The organism is Streptomyces sp. NBC_01410 (assembly GCF_045040195.1).
Lineage (GTDB): Bacteria > Actinomycetota > Actinomycetes > Streptomycetales > Streptomycetaceae > Streptomyces.
In genome coordinates this window covers 1001909-1019602 of the sequence record NZ_CP109530.1, presented here as the reverse complement: position 1 = coordinate 1019602, position 17694 = coordinate 1001909, and the positions used below count along the sequence as shown (strand labels likewise).

Annotated in this window: 23 protein-coding genes and 1 pseudogene; 12 read left to right on the top strand and 12 right to left on the bottom strand. The window is 69.9% G+C overall.

Annotation, left to right across the window (positions count from 1 at the left end):
• Positions 1-196 precede the first annotated feature (196 nt).
• A complete protein-coding gene (locus tag OG741_RS04750; protein WP_405595433.1) occupies positions 197-547 on the top strand; it encodes an STAS domain-containing protein in 351 nt (116 codons plus the stop codon).
• A 109-nt stretch (positions 548-656) separates the two neighbouring features.
• Here OG741_RS04750 and OG741_RS04745 read toward each other — a convergent pair whose 3' ends face one another.
• Genes OG741_RS04745 through OG741_RS04720 form a run of 6 tightly spaced genes read right to left on the bottom strand, consistent with a single transcriptional unit; the run spans position 657 to position 4245 of the window.
• Positions 657-878, bottom strand: coding sequence for an alkylphosphonate utilization protein (locus OG741_RS04745; protein WP_405595430.1), 222 nt, complete (start codon positions 876-878; stop codon positions 657-659).
• A gap of 36 nt (positions 879-914) precedes the next feature.
• Positions 915-1328 carry an STAS domain-containing protein gene (locus tag OG741_RS04740; protein ID WP_405595428.1) on the bottom strand — a complete coding sequence of 138 codons (414 nt, stop codon included), beginning with the start codon at positions 1326-1328 and terminating at the stop codon, positions 915-917.
• A gap of 16 nt (positions 1329-1344) precedes the next feature.
• Complete coding sequence (locus OG741_RS04735) at positions 1345-1767, bottom strand: ATP-binding protein (RefSeq protein WP_405595426.1); 423 nt, start codon at positions 1765-1767, stop codon at positions 1345-1347.
• Positions 1767-2177 (bottom strand): pyridoxamine 5'-phosphate oxidase family protein, encoded by a 411-nt coding sequence (locus OG741_RS04730; protein ID WP_405595423.1) that lies wholly within the window; start codon positions 2175-2177, stop codon positions 1767-1769. The genes OG741_RS04735 and OG741_RS04730 overlap by 1 nt, the downstream gene beginning before the upstream one ends.
• Positions 2174-3883: a SulP family inorganic anion transporter gene (locus OG741_RS04725; protein WP_405605399.1), complete on the bottom strand. Its 1710-nt coding sequence runs from the start codon at positions 3881-3883 to the stop codon at positions 2174-2176. The genes OG741_RS04730 and OG741_RS04725 overlap by 4 nt, the downstream gene beginning before the upstream one ends.
• 20 nt (positions 3884-3903) lie before the next feature.
• Complete coding sequence (locus tag OG741_RS04720) at positions 3904-4245, bottom strand: ArsR/SmtB family transcription factor (RefSeq protein ID WP_405595420.1); 342 nt, start codon at positions 4243-4245, stop codon at positions 3904-3906.
• Positions 4246-4781: 536 nt separating this feature from the next.
• On the opposite strand from OG741_RS04720, the gene OG741_RS04715 reads away from it, so the two are divergent.
• Both OG741_RS04715 and OG741_RS04710 read left to right on the top strand, forming a co-directional pair.
• Positions 4782-5189 carry a hypothetical protein gene (locus OG741_RS04715; protein ID WP_405595417.1) on the top strand — a complete coding sequence of 136 codons (408 nt, stop codon included), beginning with the start codon at positions 4782-4784 and terminating at the stop codon, positions 5187-5189.
• A complete protein-coding gene (locus OG741_RS04710) occupies positions 5189-5509 on the top strand; it encodes a hypothetical protein (RefSeq protein ID WP_405595415.1) in 321 nt (106 codons plus the stop codon). Before OG741_RS04715 ends, OG741_RS04710 begins: the two co-directional genes overlap by 1 nt.
• A 673-nt stretch (positions 5510-6182) precedes the next feature.
• Here the strand turns inward: OG741_RS04710 and OG741_RS04705 are convergent.
• On the bottom strand, positions 6183-6587 hold the full coding sequence (locus tag OG741_RS04705) for a DUF302 domain-containing protein (protein WP_405595413.1): 405 nt from the start codon (positions 6585-6587) through the stop codon (positions 6183-6185).
• A 173-nt stretch (positions 6588-6760) separates the two neighbouring features.
• On the opposite strand from OG741_RS04705, the gene OG741_RS04700 reads away from it, so the two are divergent.
• From OG741_RS04700 to OG741_RS04690, 3 genes are read left to right on the top strand one after another with little or no spacing between them, the layout of a single operon-like run.
• Positions 6761-8125, top strand: coding sequence for a rhodanese-like domain-containing protein (locus tag OG741_RS04700; protein WP_405595411.1), 1365 nt, complete (start codon positions 6761-6763; stop codon positions 8123-8125).
• A gap of 54 nt (positions 8126-8179) precedes the next feature.
• Positions 8180-8569, top strand: a complete 390-nt coding sequence (locus tag OG741_RS04695) for a rhodanese-like domain-containing protein (RefSeq protein ID WP_360866978.1) — start codon at positions 8180-8182, stop codon at positions 8567-8569.
• Positions 8566-9312, top strand: coding sequence for a sulfite exporter TauE/SafE family protein (locus OG741_RS04690; RefSeq protein ID WP_405595409.1), 747 nt, complete (start codon positions 8566-8568; stop codon positions 9310-9312). Before OG741_RS04695 ends, OG741_RS04690 begins: the two co-directional genes overlap by 4 nt.
• Positions 9313-9333: 21 nt before the next feature.
• Here OG741_RS04690 and OG741_RS04685 read toward each other — a convergent pair whose 3' ends face one another.
• On the bottom strand, positions 9334-9621 hold the full coding sequence (locus OG741_RS04685) for a metal-sensitive transcriptional regulator (protein ID WP_405595406.1): 288 nt from the start codon (positions 9619-9621) through the stop codon (positions 9334-9336).
• 80 nt (positions 9622-9701) lie between these two features.
• On the opposite strand from OG741_RS04685, the gene OG741_RS04680 reads away from it, so the two are divergent.
• The gene (locus OG741_RS04680; RefSeq protein ID WP_405595404.1) at positions 9702-10289 is read left to right on the top strand and encodes a rhodanese-like domain-containing protein; all 588 of its coding nucleotides are present in this window, start codon (positions 9702-9704) and stop codon (positions 10287-10289) included.
• Here the strand turns inward: OG741_RS04680 and OG741_RS04675 are convergent.
• From OG741_RS04675 to OG741_RS04660, 4 genes and pseudogenes are all read right to left on the bottom strand, one after another.
• Positions 10186-10770 carry an OsmC family protein gene (locus tag OG741_RS04675; RefSeq protein ID WP_405595402.1) on the bottom strand — a complete coding sequence of 195 codons (585 nt, stop codon included), beginning with the start codon at positions 10768-10770 and terminating at the stop codon, positions 10186-10188. The genes OG741_RS04680 and OG741_RS04675 overlap by 104 nt on opposite strands.
• A gap of 213 nt (positions 10771-10983) precedes the next feature.
• The gene (locus tag OG741_RS04670; RefSeq protein WP_266480411.1) at positions 10984-11283 is read right to left on the bottom strand and encodes a hypothetical protein; all 300 of its coding nucleotides are present in this window, start codon (positions 11281-11283) and stop codon (positions 10984-10986) included.
• Positions 11284-11288: 5 nt separating this feature from the next.
• Positions 11289-11612 carry a universal stress protein gene (locus OG741_RS04665; protein WP_405605397.1) on the bottom strand — a complete coding sequence of 108 codons (324 nt, stop codon included), beginning with the start codon at positions 11610-11612 and terminating at the stop codon, positions 11289-11291.
• Between the two features lie 40 nt (positions 11613-11652).
• Positions 11653-11916: pseudogene (locus tag OG741_RS04660) on the bottom strand (MFS transporter); the annotation flags it as partial.
• On the opposite strand from OG741_RS04660, the gene OG741_RS04655 reads away from it, so the two are divergent.
• From OG741_RS04655 to OG741_RS04635, 5 genes are all read left to right on the top strand, one after another.
• On the top strand, positions 11915-13819 hold the full coding sequence (locus tag OG741_RS04655) for a heavy metal translocating P-type ATPase (RefSeq protein ID WP_405605395.1): 1905 nt from the start codon (positions 11915-11917) through the stop codon (positions 13817-13819). The pseudogene OG741_RS04660 and the gene OG741_RS04655 overlap by 2 nt on opposite strands.
• A 486-nt stretch (positions 13820-14305) precedes the next feature.
• Positions 14306-15034, top strand: coding sequence for a transposase family protein (locus tag OG741_RS04650; protein ID WP_405605393.1), 729 nt, complete (start codon positions 14306-14308; stop codon positions 15032-15034).
• A 250-nt stretch (positions 15035-15284) separates the two neighbouring features.
• Positions 15285-15929 (top strand): transposase, encoded by a 645-nt coding sequence (locus OG741_RS04645; RefSeq protein WP_405595400.1) that lies wholly within the window; start codon positions 15285-15287, stop codon positions 15927-15929.
• Between the two features lie 56 nt (positions 15930-15985).
• Positions 15986-16453, top strand: coding sequence for an HIT family protein (locus OG741_RS04640; protein WP_405595398.1), 468 nt, complete (start codon positions 15986-15988; stop codon positions 16451-16453).
• Between the two features lie 322 nt (positions 16454-16775).
• Positions 16776-17651 carry a universal stress protein gene (locus tag OG741_RS04635; protein WP_405595395.1) on the top strand — a complete coding sequence of 292 codons (876 nt, stop codon included), beginning with the start codon at positions 16776-16778 and terminating at the stop codon, positions 17649-17651.
• Positions 17652-17694 lie beyond the last annotated feature (43 nt).

Below are 17694 nucleotides of genomic sequence, written 5' to 3'. Positions count from 1 at the left end.
GTGGCAGTCTCTGCTCAAGTGCCCTGCGTGCCGCCTCAAGTGCCTGCCCGCGGCAGTCGAACCCGGGCTCATGCCCCCGCTGCGGGCATGAGCGACTGCTGAGCATGGACCTCGAGCGCGGCTGGATCGGGCACCCCGCCCCCCTGGCCGGCAGCCCGAAGCTGTCCGACGGCGAGCACTGAGAACGGCGCCGCCCATGAGCATCAGCTGGAGCTTCGGAGAGCAGCGCGGCGTGGCAGTCATGCGTCTCGCCGGGTTCCTCGGCAGCAGCGCGGTCGGGCGCTTCTCGGAGGGGTTCGCCTGGGTAGCGGCCCGCAGCACCGGGGCCGTCATCCTGGACCTGACCGAACTGCTGGGCTGGAGCACCGAAGGAGAGGGTGCAGTCCTGCAGGCGGCCGCCACGCTGCGGAAGACTGAGCGTTCCCTCGTACTGTGCGGCCTGGATCGCATCGAGGCAACGCAGTCACGGGTCATCCACCACGACTCGATGACCATCTACGCGGACCTGGACACCGCCCTCGGCGCCCAGGCACCGCCCTCCGGCTGACCACGCGCTGCACCGTGACGTCGTGGAACAGCTGCGGCGCTGCCCCTGCCGTCGGCCAGGAGGTGACGGCAGGGAGAAGCGCCGGACGAACGCCAGGGTGGCCTTGAGGTCACGCCTTTTTCAGGAACTCGGTCTTCAGGACCAGGCCCTTGACCTTCTTGGTGTTGCATTCGATCTCGCCGGCCTTGCCAGTGAGGCGGATGTTCTTCACCAGCATTCCGCGCTTGAGTGTCTCGGAGGTGCCCTTCACCTTCAGGTCCTTGATCAGCGTCACGGAGTCGCCGTCCTCCAGCGGGGTTCCGTTGCTGTCCTTCACGATCACGTCGCTCATACTGCTTCCTTGTCTGCTTTCGTTCCTGTGTATCTCTTACATCAGGCCCTGTGGCGCCACATTCCGCGCGCCGGGCCAGTCGTCGCTGTGCCACTCACGCGTTTGGCCACTCACGTCGTCGTACGCCGCGAGGGCGGCTTCGAGGTCGCAGTGGACGGGGATCGGCGGGTGGGTGCCGTCTGGGACGAGGGAGCCGTCCGCGGGGATCGCAGCGAGTTCCAGGCGCCGTCCCTCATCCGCGAGTTGGCGTGCTGCCTGGGCGACGGCGAGCTGGCCACCGATGGACCAGCCGCGCAGCTCGGTGAGGTCAAGGATGACCGGTCCCGTGCCACGGGCCAGGGCCCAGCCGACGGCGCCGGAGAAGCGGGCCACGGCATCAGCGCCGAGATACCCGGCCAGCGAGAGGACACAGAAGTCCTGCTGGGTGGTGTAACGCCACTCGATGGTCATCGTCGCTCTCTCGTTCTCACAGGGGGAGGGTGATCCACACGCTTTTGCCACGGCCGTCAGCGTCCGCGCGTACGACCGCGGTGCCGCCGAGGCCGAGGGTGAGCTCGACGACAGTGGCCAGCCCGCTGCCCCCGTTGCCAGCCGTGGCGTACAGGGCTGGCTGATAGGGGTGACGGTCGTGGACGGCGAAAGCGAACGTGTCATGGCCCGCCGCGTAGATCACCGTGACGTTCGGGGAGAGCACGGCGGCGTGCCGCACGCTGTTGGTGACCAGTTCGCCGAGGATCAGCAACGCGGGATCGACCGTGGGGTGGCGCCGGCTGATGCCCCACTCCACCAGCACCTGTTCGGTGGTCTCGCGCGCTATCCGGACAGCGGACCCTATGGCGGGAACAGTCAGCACATGCCGGTAGGGCAGGCTCTCGAGCTGAGCGGCCATCAGGCACCCTCGTGGGCGAGGCGGAAGCCGGTCACCGTCTGCGGGCGGATCCGGACGAGGGTGTCGTGCGGGCCGTGGACCCAGCCGGGCAGCGTACGGCGGTAGTGGGCCGCCTCATCCGGATCGGTGATCACCTCGGCCGGACCGGTCGCCGTCACCGTCCACCCGATGCCGCCAGCCACGCGGATCTCGTCCGCGTGGTACGTGAGCGCGGCCCTGCCGGACAGGGCTGCCGCCTGGGCCGGGGTGCGTACGATCAAGCGGCCGTACTGGAGGATGTGCACCGCCGGGCGTATCACCGCGCTCTCGCGCTGGACGTACACGAGCCGTCCCTGGGCGGCACCTTCGAGCAGCCACAGGGCTTCGGTGCCGGACACCTCGACCATGCGACGGGAGACGGGGACGGTCATCGGGAAGCCTCCTCGGCGACGGGGGCGGGAGACTGCGCGGGAACGACGGGCAGCACGCCGGCACCCTGCAGATGGGCGCGGGCACCGGCGATGGCCTCGGGGGTGGTGGCGTACTCCCGCCCCTCCAGCCGCAGCAGGTCCAGGGCCCCGACGGAGTCGAGGACGCGCCGCTGTCCGGGCCGTATCCCGGAGGTCATGACGGCGATGCCGCGCCGGTTGAGCTTCTGCACGGCGTCCTTGAGGACCAGTGCACCGGTGGCGTCCATGGTCGTGATGCGCGACATGCGCAGGATGACGACCCGGACGTCGGCGACCTCGCTCAGCTCCAGCAGGAAGCGGTGCGCGCCGGCGAAGAACAGCGGCCCGTCGATCCGGTAGGCCACGATGTGCTCGGCCAGCAGGGCGTGTTCCTCGTCGCTGTGCTCGCCGGGCAGGTCGGGCCTAAAGTCCACCTGATCCATCCGGGCCTGATTGGCCACAGCCCGCAGGGCCAGTGCCCCGGCCACGACCAGGCCGATGATCACCGCGTAGACCAGGTCCAGGGCGAGCGTGGCGACCGCCGTCAGTACGAGCACGAGGGCATCGGATCGGGTCGCGCGGGCCATGGCGCGCAACGCGCCGACCTCGACCATGCGGATCGCGGTCGCCAGCAGTACGCCCGCGAGCGCGGCCAGGGGGATCTTGGAGACCAGCGGGGCGGCGGCGAAGACGATCACCGCGAGGACGGCGGCGTGAGCGAGCGCCGCGAGCCGCGAGCCCGCGCCGGTACGGACGTTGACCGCCGTACGGGCGATGGCGGCCGTCGCCGGGACGCCACCGAACAGCGGCGCGGCCAGGTTCGCGATGCCCTGACCGAACAACTCCTTGTCCGGGTCGTGCTTCTGGCCCACCGTCATACCGTCCGCGACGGTGGCCGACAGCAGCGACTCCAGCGCCGCGAGCGCGGCCACGGCGACCGCCGGGGCCATCAGAGAACCGAGCGCCGACAGGTCGAGGAAGCCCAGCGACGGAGCGGGCAGCCCGGACGGCAGATCACCGATCGGCGCGGCAGCGTCCAGATGGAAGAGCTGTGCGACGAGGGTCGCGGCGATCACCGCGACGATCGAGAAGGGGACGGTCGGCCGCCAGCGCGCACCGAGGAGCATCACGATGGCGACACCGGCCGTGAGCGCGACGGCGGTCCAGTTCGGTGTGCGTACGAACGCTTCGACTGCCCGCCAGGTCACCACCAGGACCCTGTCGCCCTCGGGCTTGGCCACCCCGAGCGCGTTCGGGATCTGCTGAAGCCCGATCACGCACGCGATGCCGAGGGTGAAACCCTCCACCACCGGGGCCGGGATGTACTGCATGTACTTCCCGGCGCGCAGCAGGGCGAGTGCGATCAGGATCAGCCCGGCCAGCACTCCGACCGTCAGCACCCCGCCGGGCCCGTACTCGGCGACGATCGGCACCAGCACCACCGTCATGGCCCCGGTGGGGCCGGAAACCTGGAGATTGGAGCCGCCGAAGAGCGCGGCGAGCGCACCGGCGACCACCGCGGTGGCAAGCCCCGCCTCCGCGCCGAGCCCGGAGGACACCCCGAAGCCCAGCGCGAGCGGCAGCGCCACGATCGCCACCGTCAGGCCCGCCAGCAGATCGCGGCGTGGGTTGCGCGCCATGAGCAGGAAGTCGGCGCGGGCGGGCAGCAGGGAACGCACCCGGCCCATGCCCCGGGTGAAGACCGCACTCACTGCGCCGCGACCTCGGCTTCCCGCAACTCCGCCAGCAGCTCGTTCTGCCCGGCCAGCATCTCGGTGAGGATCCGCCGTGCGGCCCGCATCAGATCCGCGACATCCCCGCCCGCGAGCTCGTAGACCACGGTCGAGCCCTCCCGCGTTGAGCTCACGATCCCCGACCGGCGCAGCATCGCCAGCTGCTGGGACAGGGCCGACGGCTCCACCTCGATCGAGGCGAGCAGATCCCGCACCGGCATCGGCCCGCCCTGCAGCAGCTCCAGCACACGGATGCGCACCGGATGCCCCAGCATCCGGAAGAACTCTGCCTTGGCCTGATACAGCGGAACCGGCACGACCCTCGAACTCTCCTCAACCCCCGTCGGGGGTGTCGCTTGGTGCTGTGCCCGCGGCTACCTACGGACACAGCCACCACAGCATGTATTGAATTGCAGAATTTTGCAATTCATGGAATGTCGCTGAAGGCTAACGACGTCGCCAGCTGGTCTGCGACAGCGCCGGAGGGAGGGGAAGTTCCACTCTCAACTTCCCCTGCAGTCACGGCCTCCACTCAATGAGGCCAGAGCCAGACCTCCGTGCGCCTCGGAGCAGGTAATACCTAAGATCTTTCCCACGCTCCTGGTGGGCGCTGATCACAAGTGGCGGCGCATCGCCTCGAGGCGCGCTGCCCGGGCTGCATTGGAGCGGTCGCGGGGATAGGCGGTGCCCAGGTTCATTCCGCTGTCCGAAGTGATCGGCGGCTGCTGCCACGCCTGGCTCATCTGCACCCCGACCTCGGAACGCGCCGTGGCCACGAGTGTGGCGTTAGGGACCAGCGACCGACGATGCCTCGATCTGGAGCCATGCTTGGTGGAACGCCATTCGGGCGAGGATGGAGCTGATCTCCTCGGTCAGCTCTCGACGCGCTTCGGCGGAGTCAGGTCGTCGCCGGATCCGGTACGGCATCTCGAGGTACTCCTCGACGGCCGTCAACGCTTCCGCGAACGTCTTTGAGCGCCGTTCTCTCCGAGCGGCTCGCTGGTTGAGGACGTACGTGACATACGACCCCAATGAATGGCAGCTGCCGGTCCGAGCCCTTGGCTACAAGCCGGTCTATGACTACCGGGTCGACCAGCTCGGCAAGCAAGCCGGGACAGAGGGCGCGATCATGGTCGAGGGGACCTGGTACTGCCCCTCCATGCCGCAGGACCTCATCGATGCCACCGAAGACCTCTACGCCGAGCGCATCGACCGCGAGACTGGGCCAAACGCATCGAAGCCCGCAGGGCTTACCGCCTGATGCCCAAGGAGAACGAGGACGCCAACGGGTACCAGCGCATGATGTGCCCGGCCGAAGCCGGCAAGGTCCAGTGCCCCCTCAAGCCGCACTCGCTCTGCCGCGGCATCCACCTGCCGCTGGTCGACCCGGAGCCGAGCCCCACCGGACCGGTCGCGGTCTGCCGCCAGCGCAGCGGCACCGTCGCCCCCGCTGCCGGCGCCAAGCACTGGCAGGCCCTCGAGTACGGCGACGAGGAATGGCAGAAGGTCTACTTCCGGCTCCGCAACAGCGTCGAAGGGCTACAACGGCTACGCGAAGAACCCCCTCGCCGAAGCCATTGAGGCGTCCGACACCCGCCGCATCCGCGGAATCGCCGCCCAGACCATCCTCCTGGTCTTCCAGCTGGCCCACGCCAACCGCCGGAAGACCAAAAATTGGGTCGAGACCCTCGCCCTCAATGGGAACGCCCCCGCAGGCGCACCCACCACAGGCGGAGAACCAAGCCGCTGGGCAGCTGGACCCCCACCGGGTACCTCGCACCCACCGGCTAGAGATCAACGCCAGCGCACACCAACCGAAGATCATCGAACAAGCAGAGCCCGCACCGTGAGGCATGTCATGGTGTGGGCTCATTCACGCAAAAACCACCCGGTACGTACCGAGTCGGGCCGTCACGGGCCCGACCAACGAGAAACGAGCCCCCACCACGACTTTCGTCACTGGCAGAGACCCGTTTCGTCGGTTTCTCTCTGTCTGTGGGGAACCGACGGAATGCGCTGGTCAGCGGCTGAGCAATGGCAGCCGAGATCGTTTCCCGCGCTGATGGAGATCATTTCCCGCCGCCCTGGTCGGCGACTGTCCAGCCCCGCTCGATACACGCTCTCTTCCACGCGCCGCTCGGCAGCCCTCGGCTTCCTCGTTCAGCAGCTGCTCACCGGACGGGCGGCTCACGCCAGGGGAAACCGGGCGTCTGACGGTCAGTCGGCCCGGACGCAGTTGGGCTTGTGAGGCGGCTCAGCCGGCCGTCCTCGCCTCGGTCAGGGAGGCCAGTGCCGCGTCGAGCCGACGGGTGGCTTCCTCGGCGACTGGGCGCAGGGCATCGAGTTCGGTCAATGTGACCATCGTGCCGGGGTCGAGGGCCTGTACGGCGGTGCGGTCGCCGTCCCTGCGGACGACCACGTTGCAGGGAAGCAGCAGGCCGGCGGTGCGGTCGGCCTCCAGAGCGCGGCGGGCGAGCTGCGGGTTGCAGGCGCCGAGGATGACGTAGTCCTCCATGTCGTGATCGAGCTTGGCCTTGAGCGTCGCCGTGACATCGATCTCAGTGAGGACGCCGAAGCCCTGCTCGGCGAGGGCCTCGCGAACGCGGGCGACGGTGGTGGCGAAGTCGGCGTCCAGGTGCACGGTGCGGTCGTAACGCATGGCGATGGCCTTTCCTCGGCTTGTGCGGTGCGGGTGGGACGGGTGTCCGGCCCTGTGCCAAGTAGCCGTCAGCCGTCCCGCAGGGCTGCCCCTTCTTTCAAAAATACCCCCGGGGGTACTCGTGTACCGTCCAGATATACCCCCAGGGGTAATTTCATGGAAGGGAGTGCCTCGTGTTTTTCATCGACACGATCGAGGTGGCCGGGCTCGGCAACCGCAGCTACCTGGCAGGCGGCGAGCGGACGGCGGTGGCAGTCGATCCTCCGCGTGACATCGACCAGGTGATCACGGCAGCGGCGCGGCGCGGGGTGCGGATATCCCACGTCGTCGAGACACACGTCCACAACGACTACGTCACCGGTGGCCTGGAGCTGGCCCGGCTCACGGGCGCCGCCTACCTCGTCCCCGCCGGGGCCCGGGTCTCCTACGAGCGCGTACCGGTGCACGACGGCGACCGCTCCGAGATCGACGCCACCGCCGGACTGATTCTGCGCGCGCTGGCCACACCCGGCCACACCCCGCACCACACGTCCTACGCGCTGGAGGAGAACGGGACGGCCGTCGCGGTGTTCACCGGCGGCTCGCTGCTGATCGGCACCGTCGGCCGACCCGACCTGGTCGAACCACGGCTGACGGAACACCTCGCCCAGGCCCAGCACGCCTCCGCGCACCGCCTGGCCACCGAGCTGCCGGACGATACGGCGGTGCTGCCCACACACGGCTTCGGCAGCTTCTGCTCCTCCGGTCAGGCGGAGGGCGAGTACACCACGATCGGCAAGGAGAAGGCGTCCAACGAGGCGCTCACCCGTGACGTGGACACCTTCGTCGCCGACCTGCTGGCCGGCCTGGACGACATCCCCGCGTACTACACGCACATGGGCCCGGCCAACGCCGCCGGCCCCGCGCCGGTCGACCTGAGCCCGCCCGCCGTCGCGAACGCCGAGGAGATCGCCGCACGGCTGGCCGCCGGGGAATGGGTGGTCGACCTGCGCAACCGGGTCGCCTTCGCCGAAGGACACGTCGTCGGCTCGTTCAACTTCGAGGCCGAGGGACAGCTCGCCACCTACCTGGCCTGGCTGATCCCTTGGGGCAAGCCGGTCACGCTGCTTGCGGAGTCCGCCGGGCAGCTCGCCGCCGCCCAGCGCGAGCTGGTCCGGGTGGGCATCGACCGCCCGGCCGCCGCGGCCACCGGAGAACCGGCGCGCTGGGCGCGCGAAGGCGAGGACCTCGCCTCCTTCTCACGGGCCACGTTCGCCGATCTTGCGGGGCACTCCAAGGACGGCGTCGTCGTGCTGGACGTCCGCCGGGCCTCCGAACGGTCGGCGGGCTTCATCGAGGGTTCGGTCCACATCCCCATCCACGCCCTGCACCGTCGCGTCCACGAGGTCCCCGAAGGGCAGGTGTGGGTGCACTGCGCGGGAGGCATGCGCGCCGCCATCGCAGCCTCCCTGCTGGACGCCGCAGGCCGTGACGTCGTCGCCGTCGACGACTCCTTCGACTCGGCCGAGAGGGCAGGACTCACCGTCGACACCCTCTGACGACGGCCGCCGCAGATCACCGCACCCACAAGACGGACAGGAGCGAGAACCACGATGAGCCTCTTTCGACGCGGCCGGGGCGGCCCAGGGCGGGTGACCGTGCAGGAGGCCGCCGCCCGCACCGGGCACGCGCAAGCGGCCGGAAACGGCGGGACCTCCGTGCTGCTCGACGTACGCGAACCCGCCGAGTGGCAGGCCGGCCACGCCCCCGGCGCCGTCCACCTGCCCCTCACGGCGCTGGTCACCGGTGCCGGACTGCCCGCCGAGGCGCAGGCACGGCCTGTCGTCGTGATCTGTCGGTCGGGCAACCGATCCCGACGGGCTGCCGAACTGCTCCAGGCCCACGGCGTCGAGGCCGTCGACGTCATGGGCGGCATGCAGGACTGGGCCGAGGCAGGACTGCCGGTCGTGGACTCGCGCGGCAGGAACGGGACCGTCGCGTGAGCGCTGTGATGCTCGCACTGATCGCCGGTGCCGTCATCGGCCTGGCGCTGGGCGCGCTCGGAGGGGGTGGCAGTGTTCTGGCCGTCCCCGCCCTGATCTACCTGCTCGGTTTCACCCCGGTCGCGGCCACCACCGCAAGCCTGGTCATCGTCACCGTCACCTCCGCCACCGCGCTGTCCGCGCACGCCCGCGACGGACACGTTCGCTGGCGCACCGGGCTGCTGTTCGCCGCGGCGGGGGTCGGCCCGGCGATGCTGGGCGGCGCGCTCGCCGGGCGCCTGCCGGCGGCCGTGCTGACCGTGGCGTTCGCCGTGGTCGCGGCTGCCGCCGCGGTACGCATGCTCAGGCCCCGGTCTTCCTCGGAGAGCATCATTCACGTACGGCCGGGCCGGGCAGGGGCTGCCGGTGCCGGGCTGGGCGCGGTCACCGGCGTCCTCGGCGTGGGCGGTGGCTTCCTCGCGGTCCCCGCGCTGGTCAACGTCCTCGGCATGCGGATACGGGTGGCCGTGGGCACCAGCCTGCTCGTCATCACCGTCAACTCGCTGGCGGCCCTGGCGATGCGCGCCGGTACGGTCGACGGCCTGGACTGGGCCGTCATAGGACCGTTCGCCGGGGCGGCGATCTTGGGTGCCTGGGACGGCAAGCGACTGTCGGCGAGGCTGTCCGGGCAGACGCTCCAGCGGGTCTTCGCCCTGGTCCTGCTGGCGGTGGCCGGCTTCATGCTGGTGGATGCGGCCTTGTGATGTCCGCCCAACCCAAATTCCCTACGCCAGCGACAGGAAAAGCTTCTCCAGCCGCGCGCGCATCGCCTCCGCGTCCTCACCGTTCTTCCGACCCGATTCGATGTCCACCACGCACTGCTGCAGGCCGGTGGCGATGATCGCGAACCCGGCCCGGTCGAGCGCCCGCGAGGCGGCGGCCAGCTGCGTGACGACGTCCTCGCAGTCCCGCCCCTCCTCGATCATCCGGATCACGCCGGAGATCTGGCCCTGCGCCCGCCGCAGCCGGTTCAGCACGGCCCTCAGGGACGCGCCCTCAAGCTCCAGTTCCACGATCACTCCTCAAAAATACCCCTAGGGGTACTGTACGTCTCAGTTCGGGACGGCAGCGACCATTAAGGATCACACCTGGCATGACCACCCCCCTAACCCCCACAGCCCTCGGTGCAGACCAGGCCCGCGCCCGGCGGCACGAACTCACCGTCATCGACGTACGCACCCCCGGCGAGTACGCCTCCGGCCACCTGCCCGGCGCCCTCAACATCCCCCTGGACCAGATCCGGCGCGCACTGCCCGAGATCCGGCACGCGGCCGACCGGGGCGACGTCCTCGTGGTGTGCGCCTCCGGCGCCCGCTCGGAGAACGCCTGCAAGCTCATGACCGAGCAGGGCATCCCGGCGGCCCACCTCGTCGGCGGCACCAGCGCGTGGGCCGCCGAGGGACACGACCTGCACCACCCGGCGGCCTGCGAGACCCGGGCGCGGTGGAGCATGGAGCGGCAGGTGCGCTTCACCGCGGGCGCGGCGGTGCTCCTGGGCCTGCTCCTCGGCCTGCTGGTGCATCCGGCGTTCCAAATCCTCTCGGCTGGCGTCGCGGGCGGCCTCGTCTTCTCCGCGCTCACCGACACCTGCGGCATGGCCGCCATGCTGGGCAGGCTGCCCCACAACCGTCCCCGCCCGGCCGACCTCGCCGCGACGCTCGCCACACTGCGGCGCGGCTGATCACCGTCATGACAGACCCGCTCATGGCGCCAGTTCGATCTCGATCTCCGGTGGCTGTTCGAGTCGAGTGTGTTGTGGACGGTGCAGTGCGAGGCGACGGCCAGAAGGGCGGCGCGGCGTTGCTCGGGGAGTTCTGGCGGTGGGACGACCACGACGCGCACGGAGGTGACACGGGCCGGGGGCGGTCGGTCGCCATGACGAACTCGGCACGCACTCGCAGCCCGGAGCGGGGCAGGTCGTGGCGGTGCAGGTAGCGGCCTGCGTAGAAGGCGACGCAGGTGGCCAGGGAGGCGGCGAACAGCTCGGTGGGTGTCGGTGCGGTGTCCGTACCGCCCGCTTCGATGGGCTGGTCGCCCCGGATGTGGTGGCCGCGGACCTCGACGGTGTAGGCGTCGTCGCCGACGTGGGCAACATCGAGTCGGTGTACGTCGGCGTCCCTCGGCTGGTTTGCGCTGATGTTGTGCGGTGCGGTGCCGGTCATGACCGGTCCCCTTCCGTCGGTGACAACGGTCTCCGGTGCCCAGTCGACTGCGCACGGCTTCCCTGATCGAGAGGCCGGCAGGGTGGTCCGGGGGCCGATCCTCTCGTGCGCCGACGCCTCGTTACAGCCAGGCGGGTGTGTCCACAGAGCTGATCATGCAGGGAGGAGATGCGGGGCTCGTGCCTGTCCGACGCTCCGCGGCCGACTCTGACATCAGGAAGTGCCGTCCTGCGGCCGACCATCGGCGGGCTGTTCGGTCGCACCGACCTGCTGAAGAAGCAGGCGGGCCAGGCCGCGCGCCTCGTCCGGGGTGAGTGCCGCCCAGACTCCCGGCTCGCCACCCTGGTCCTCTCCCACGTCCAGAGCAATCCGGCTGACCGGCCCCGGCCGGTCCGGACGTCCGAGCCGCAGGCACCGTACTTCGATCCTGCGTCCGCACTTGGTCACCAGAGCGGTCTCTTCGGCACGGCTCTCGTCGATCCTGTGGAGCCGGTCGTTCACTGCCGTCGCCATCGGTCTCACGCTCCTCCGCCGGTCGGTTCCGTCCCCAGCGGTTGCCACCCCGAGGCCCTCATACCCGGTGGGGTATAAGGAATAGCGCTTTGTGGGCAGGAGTTGTTCCCGCTCGGGCTTTGGTCGTTCGGCCCGGGCCTGCCAGGCAGCAATGTTCTCGGGGCGCGGCCGAATGACTGCCAGGGGCACTGGGAGAGCTGCAAGAGGTGGTGGCTGACGGAGCCGAGGGCCATACCCAGGAAACCGCCGAGTCCACGAGAGCCGACGACCAGGAGGTCGGCCCGGTCCGAGGCTCGCGCCAGCGCGATGACCGGCGATTCGTCGGGCACCTGCTCCACCACCCCCCGCGCTCCCGGAACCCGGGTGGCGTCAGGCCGTGGCTGGTTCGGGCTGGGCAGCGGGTACCGGAGGTGCGAGGAGACCAGTGCGGTGCAGGCCGTACACGGCGGCGGCGCACGCAAGGCCCAGCAGGAACAGCGCGATCCACGGCAGGGCGGACACTCCGGCAGCGCGGGCGGCGTCCAGTGCGGCGCCGGTGAGGAGGTTGCCGAGGGTGATGCCGACGCCGCAGATGGTGTTGTACAGGCCGTAGTGCGTGGCGACGAGGCGGTCCCCGGAGAGCCGGACGATGGTGCTGCTCGGACGTCTCCTTGAGGCGCGGGCCAAGGCCGGAACCGGCGAGGCAATCCGGGCGCTGCTGGGCCTTCAGGCCCGTACCGCCCGGGTCATACGGGACGGGTCCGAGGCCGAAGTCCCAGTGGAGGACGTCGTCGTGGGCGACGAGATCGTGATCCGGCCCGGGGAAAAGATCCCCGTCGACGCCGTGGTGCTGTCCGGGTCCTCGGCGGTGGACGAGTCCATGGTCACCGGCGAACCGATGCCCGCCACCAAACGGGCGGGCGACACGATCATCGGCGCCACCGTCAACACCACCGGTTCCTTGCGGGTACGCGCGAGCAAGGTCGGCGCCGACACGATGCTGGCCCAGATCATCCGCCTCGTGCAGCAGGCCCAGGCGTCCAAGGCGCCGATCCAGCGGCTGGCCGACGCGGTCTCCGCCTACTTCGTGCCCGCCGTCATCGCCATCGCCATCGCCACCTTCGCGCTCTGGTACACGGTCGGTCCGGCCCCGGCGCTCACCCTCGCCCTGGTATCCGCGGTCGCCGTGCTGATCATCGCCTGCCCCTGTGCACTGGGACTGGCCACCCCCCTGTCCATCATGGTCGGCACCGGCAAGGGCGCCCAGGCGGGCATCCTCATCCGCTCCGCCGAAGCCCTGGAGACCGCCCACAAACTCGACACCGTCGTCCTGGACAAGACCGGCACCGTCACCGCGGGAAAGCCTGTCCTGACCGATGTTCACGCGGCTGACGGCTTCGACGCGTCCCAACTGCTGGCACTGGTGGCGGCTGCCGAGGCCGACAGCGAGCACCCATTGGCGGGCGCGATCGTCACCGGCGCCCGGGAGCGGAAGCTCACCGTGCCCGCTGCCAGCAACTTCGACTCGGTCACCGGCAAGGGCGTACAGGCCACCGTCGACGGCCACGCCGTGCTGGTCGGCACCGCCCGCCTGCTTTCGGAGGTGGGCATCGACGCCAGCGCCCTCGCCCCGGCCGCGGCCGAGCTGTCGGCGCAGGGCAAGACGCCCGTACTCGCCGCCGTCGATGGCCGGGCGGCCGGAGCGCTGGCCGTGGCCGACACCGTCAAGGACGACTCCACCCAGGCCATCGCCGCCCTGCAAGGGCTCGACATCGACGTGGTCATCCTCACCGGCGACAACACCCGCACCGCCGCCGCCATCGCGAGGCAGGTCGGCGTGGACCGGGTGCTGGCCGAGGTGCTCCCCGAGCACAAGGCCGACGAGATCCGCCGCCTGCAGGGCGAGGGCCGCACCGTGGGCATGGTCGGCGACGGCATCAACGACGCCCCCGCCCTCGCTGCCGCCGACGTTGGGCTCGCCATCGGGACCGGCACCGACGTGGCCATCGAAGCCGCCGACATCACCCTCATCTCCGGCTCCCTGACCGGCGTGGTCACAGCCATCCGGCTCTCCCGCGCCACCATGCGCAACATCCGGCAGAACCTCTTCTTCGCCCTGGTCTACAACGCCGTCGGCATCCCCCTCGCAGCCGGTGCCCTGTACCCGTGGCTCGGTCTGCGGCTCAGCCCGATCATCGCCGCTGCCGCAATGGCGCTGTCCTCCCTGTCCGTCGTCACCAACTCCGGCCGCCTGCGCCGCTGGCACACCGCCCCGCTGGCGACGGCCGAGCCGGCCCCCATAGAGCCCCGGGTCGAATCCGCCGCCGACCGGACCGAGCCCGAAGCCGCAGGCGATCACGAGCACAGCGACCACACCACGGTGGTGGACCCGGTGTGCGGCATGCGCCTTGACCCGGCAGCCGCCGCCGAGCGGCGCGACACCGCCACCGGCAGCCTGTACTTCTGCTCCCCGCGGTGCGCAGCCGCCTACGACACCGCCCCGGACCATTACCGCGCACCGGCACCCGGCGGATCGCACGGAGATGAACCCCACTGACCACCGCGCCCAGTCAAGCGCTGCCGTTCCGCCTGCTCGACGACATCGGGACGACAGGTCTCGTCGCGGTCGGCGTGGTCGTCACTCCCGTGCACCTGGGGCGGTAAGGGACTGCTGGCGAACTGGCGGTGGACGGCTGGGCAGCCGGCATCGTCCTGGCGGTGGTCCTTGCGAAGGTCATCGTTCTCACTGGCCTGGGCCGCCTCGCCATCCGCCGCGGGCAGCCTCCAAGTCGGGCTGACTGTGGGGGTGGCTGGTTGTATTCCGGAGGGTGGTTTCGTTCACGGATCACGACGGCGATTGTTCAGCACTCTGGGAGGCGCCCGCCCGGGGCCGAGGTCGATGTTCACGAGAACGGGTTCTGGCTCAGATTTCGTGACGTCGCCACGGTGAGTGACGGTTGGCTGTCGTGTCGGCCTTCGGGAAGTTGCCCGAAATTGATCAGTGGCGATCTCGAGTGGCTGACAGTTCGGGTCCGTGGAAGAGATGGTGCTCCGGCTGGAGGAGCTGCTGTTCCCGTCGACCGCGGACGTGTCGGTGCTGGCGGTGGGTGTGAAGAACGAGACGGTACGGATCGAGGCCCGCAGTACGGCGAGCGGCTCGGCCTGTCCGGGTTGCGGAAGCTGGTCCACCCGGATCCACAGCTCCTACCTGCGGTTTCCGGCAGACGTGCCTACCGCAGGGCTGCGGGTGCTGCTCTGTCTGCGGGTCCGTCGGTTCGTCTGCCGGGTTGCTTCGTGCGGGCGGCGGACGTTCGTTGAGCAGGTGCCGGGCCTGACCCGCCGCTACAGCCGGTGGACCGAGCGCCTGCGATCGACGCTGGCAGCGGTGGGCCTCGCGCTCGCCGGCCGGGCGGGTGCACGGATGGCCAGCGTCTTCGGGGTGCCTGTCAGCCGCAGCACCGTGCTGCGGCTGGTCGAGGCATTGCCCGAACCGGACTTACCAGCGCCGCGGGTGGTCGGCGTCGATGAGTACGCAACTCGCAAGGGCCGTCATTACGGCACAGTGCTGGTCGACGTCGAGACGCGACGGCCGGTGGACCTGCTGCCGGACCGGGAGGCGTCGAGCCTGACGGCTTGGCTGGCCGAGCGGCCAGCCGAGCCTGACGGCTTGGCTGGCCGAGCGGCCAGGCATCGAGGTGGTCTGTCGGGACCGGGCGCCGTTCTTCGCCGAGTGCGCCACCGTTGGGGCGCCCCAGGCGGTGCAGGTCGCTGATCGCTGGCATCTGTGGCACAACCTTGGCGAAGCCGCCGAGCGGTGCGTTGCAGACCACCGCGGCTGTCTACGGAACACGGCGCCCGAGCCACCCGGGCAGGTCCAGGAGCCCGAAGAACCCACGGATATCCCTGGCTCCCCGTGGCCTACCGGCCACCGGTTCGCCGACCGGACACGAGCCAATCACGCCGCCGTTCACGCACTGCTGGCCGTCGGCCACAGCCGCCGCGCGATCCAACGCCAGCTCGGCATGACCTACCGCACCGTCAAGCTCCTCGCTGACGCTGCCACCCCGGAAGACCTCTTCCACGGCCAGTGGCAGGGCCGCCCCTCGGTCTTGGATGAGTTCAAGCCCTATCTGGACGACCGCTGGAACCAGGGCTGCACCAACGCCTGGAAGGTATGGGAGGAGATCGTGCCACTCGGCTACACCGGCAGCTACCAGCGAGTTCGCGCCTATTTCCGCACCAAGCGCCTCTCGGCCGACCCGCTCCCCGCGTCCCCGCCATCGCCCCGCACCGTCGCGGGCTGGATACTGCGGCACCCCGACTCCCTCACCGAGGCGGAAAAGCTCCGCCTCAAGGCCGTCTTGGCCCACTGTCCCGAGCTGGACGCACTCACCGGACATGTCCGGTCCTTCGCCCAGATTCTCACCGAGCGCCAAGGCCACCGGCTCCCTGAGTGGCTCGACGCGGTCCGCCGAGACGACCTGCCCGGCCTCCACACCCTCGCCGCAGGCATCGACCGAGACCGCGACGCCGTCATCGCCGGCCTCACCCTGCCCTGGAACTCCGGCGTCGTCGAAGGACACGTCAACCGAATCAAGATGTTCAAGCGCCAAATGTTCGGACGCGCAGGCTTCCAACTCCTTCGGAAAAGAGTTCTCCTGGCGTGACTGGTGACTGAGGCCGACAGGCGTTTCGCAGCGAGACAATTCTACGATCTCAGTTCATGACGACTCCCGACTGCTACGCATGCAGCAAGGAAGCAGAGTTCGACGACCTTCCGCCACGCGAGTGCGTGGTATATGACCAGCACTGGCGGGTGGCCCACGACTTCAACACCGCAGTGCCCGGCTGGCTGGTGCTGCTGCCTCGGCGCCACGTTGCCGCAGTTCATGACCTCACCGACGCTGAGGCATCTGCCCTAGGGGTGTGGCAGGTCAAGCTCTCCCGGGCTCTCCGGAGCGTGACTGGTTGCGCCAAGACCTACGTCGTCCAATTTGCCGAAGCCGAAGGCTTCGCGCACGTGCACTTCCACATCGTTCCGCGCATGGCAGATCTGCAACCAGAGCATCGTGGGCCGGGCATTTTCGAGCTGCTTCGGCGACCAGAGCAGGAGCGAGTGACGGCTGACCAGGCAGACCGAATAGCCCACTCTCTCCGAGCTCGTCTTCATGGGCACCCGAACGCTCAGTAACCAGATCACGGAATCTGAGCCAGAACCCGAGAACGGACAGCACCCGTCGACTGACTCCCCACCCGGGCAGGGGGTGGCCTTCCTGGGCCTCGGCACCCGTAGTAGCCGTTGTTCGACCGGTCGGTATTCGGCCTGGTGACTGCTGCAGTTCCCGGCGGACAGGGACGCTCGCCCTCAACGGCCACGGCGGCCTTGGGCGGAAGGGCCAGTACCAGGGCCGAACCGCCCCTCCCGGGCGCTCCCTCGGGGGTGCGATGGTGACAGGGGGCGACGGCGACAAGGGGAACCTCTCCCCTCAACCGGACGGAAGGCGGTGGGCACGGTGGAGCTGCCCCTGGTCGTGGGTGTCGACGGATCGGAATCCAGCCTCCAGGCGCTCGACTGGTCGGTGGACGAGGCAGCGCGTCATGGAGTGCCACTGCGGCTGGTGTACGCCTCCAAGTGGGAGCATTACGAAGGCGTCGCACGTGCCGGGAGCCTCGGCCGTCCCAACGAGCAGGTCTTCGCGGAGAACATCGTCGGATCGGCCGCCGAGCGAGCCGGCCGACGCAACGCGGATGTGAAGGTCTCGGCAGAGGTACTGACCGACGACCCGGTGGCCGCGCTTCTTCGCGAAAGCCGCAAAGCCTCGGCGGTGGTCACGGGATCGCGCGGCCGAGGGGAGTTGAGGGGGCTGCTGCTGGGCTCGGTCGGTCTGGCCGTTGCGGCCAAGGCGCACTGCCCGGTCATCGTTGTGCGCGGCGACAGGGCGGCACTCAGGAGCACGCACGGGCGGATCCTCCTCGGCGTAGCTGACACCGCCGGGGGACAGGCGGCGGTCACGTTCGCCCTGCGCGAGGCCGAAACCCGCGGCTGCACCGTCGAGGCGGTCCGTGCCTGGCATCGCCCCGCGCATGAGACGACGGACCATCCGATGTCCGCCGGCGATCCTGCCCGCTACCACAAGGAGCGGGCCGCGACGCTGCTGGACCAGGCGCTCGGAGAGTTCGTCCGTGACAACCTGGCAGTGCAAGTGCACCGGACCACGGTCGAGGGCCCGGCCCACAAGGCGCTGGTGCAGCGTTCGGCCGCCGCGGATCTGCTTGTTGTCGGCGCCCAGCGGCGCCAGGGCCACTTCGGCCTCCAGCTCGGCCGGGTGGCGCATGCCGTGCTGCACCACGCCGACTGCCCCGTGGCCGTCGTACCGCAGCCGGTGTGATCGCGTGCTGCCCTTGCCCCCGCTGCCCGTCACATGGTCGGCG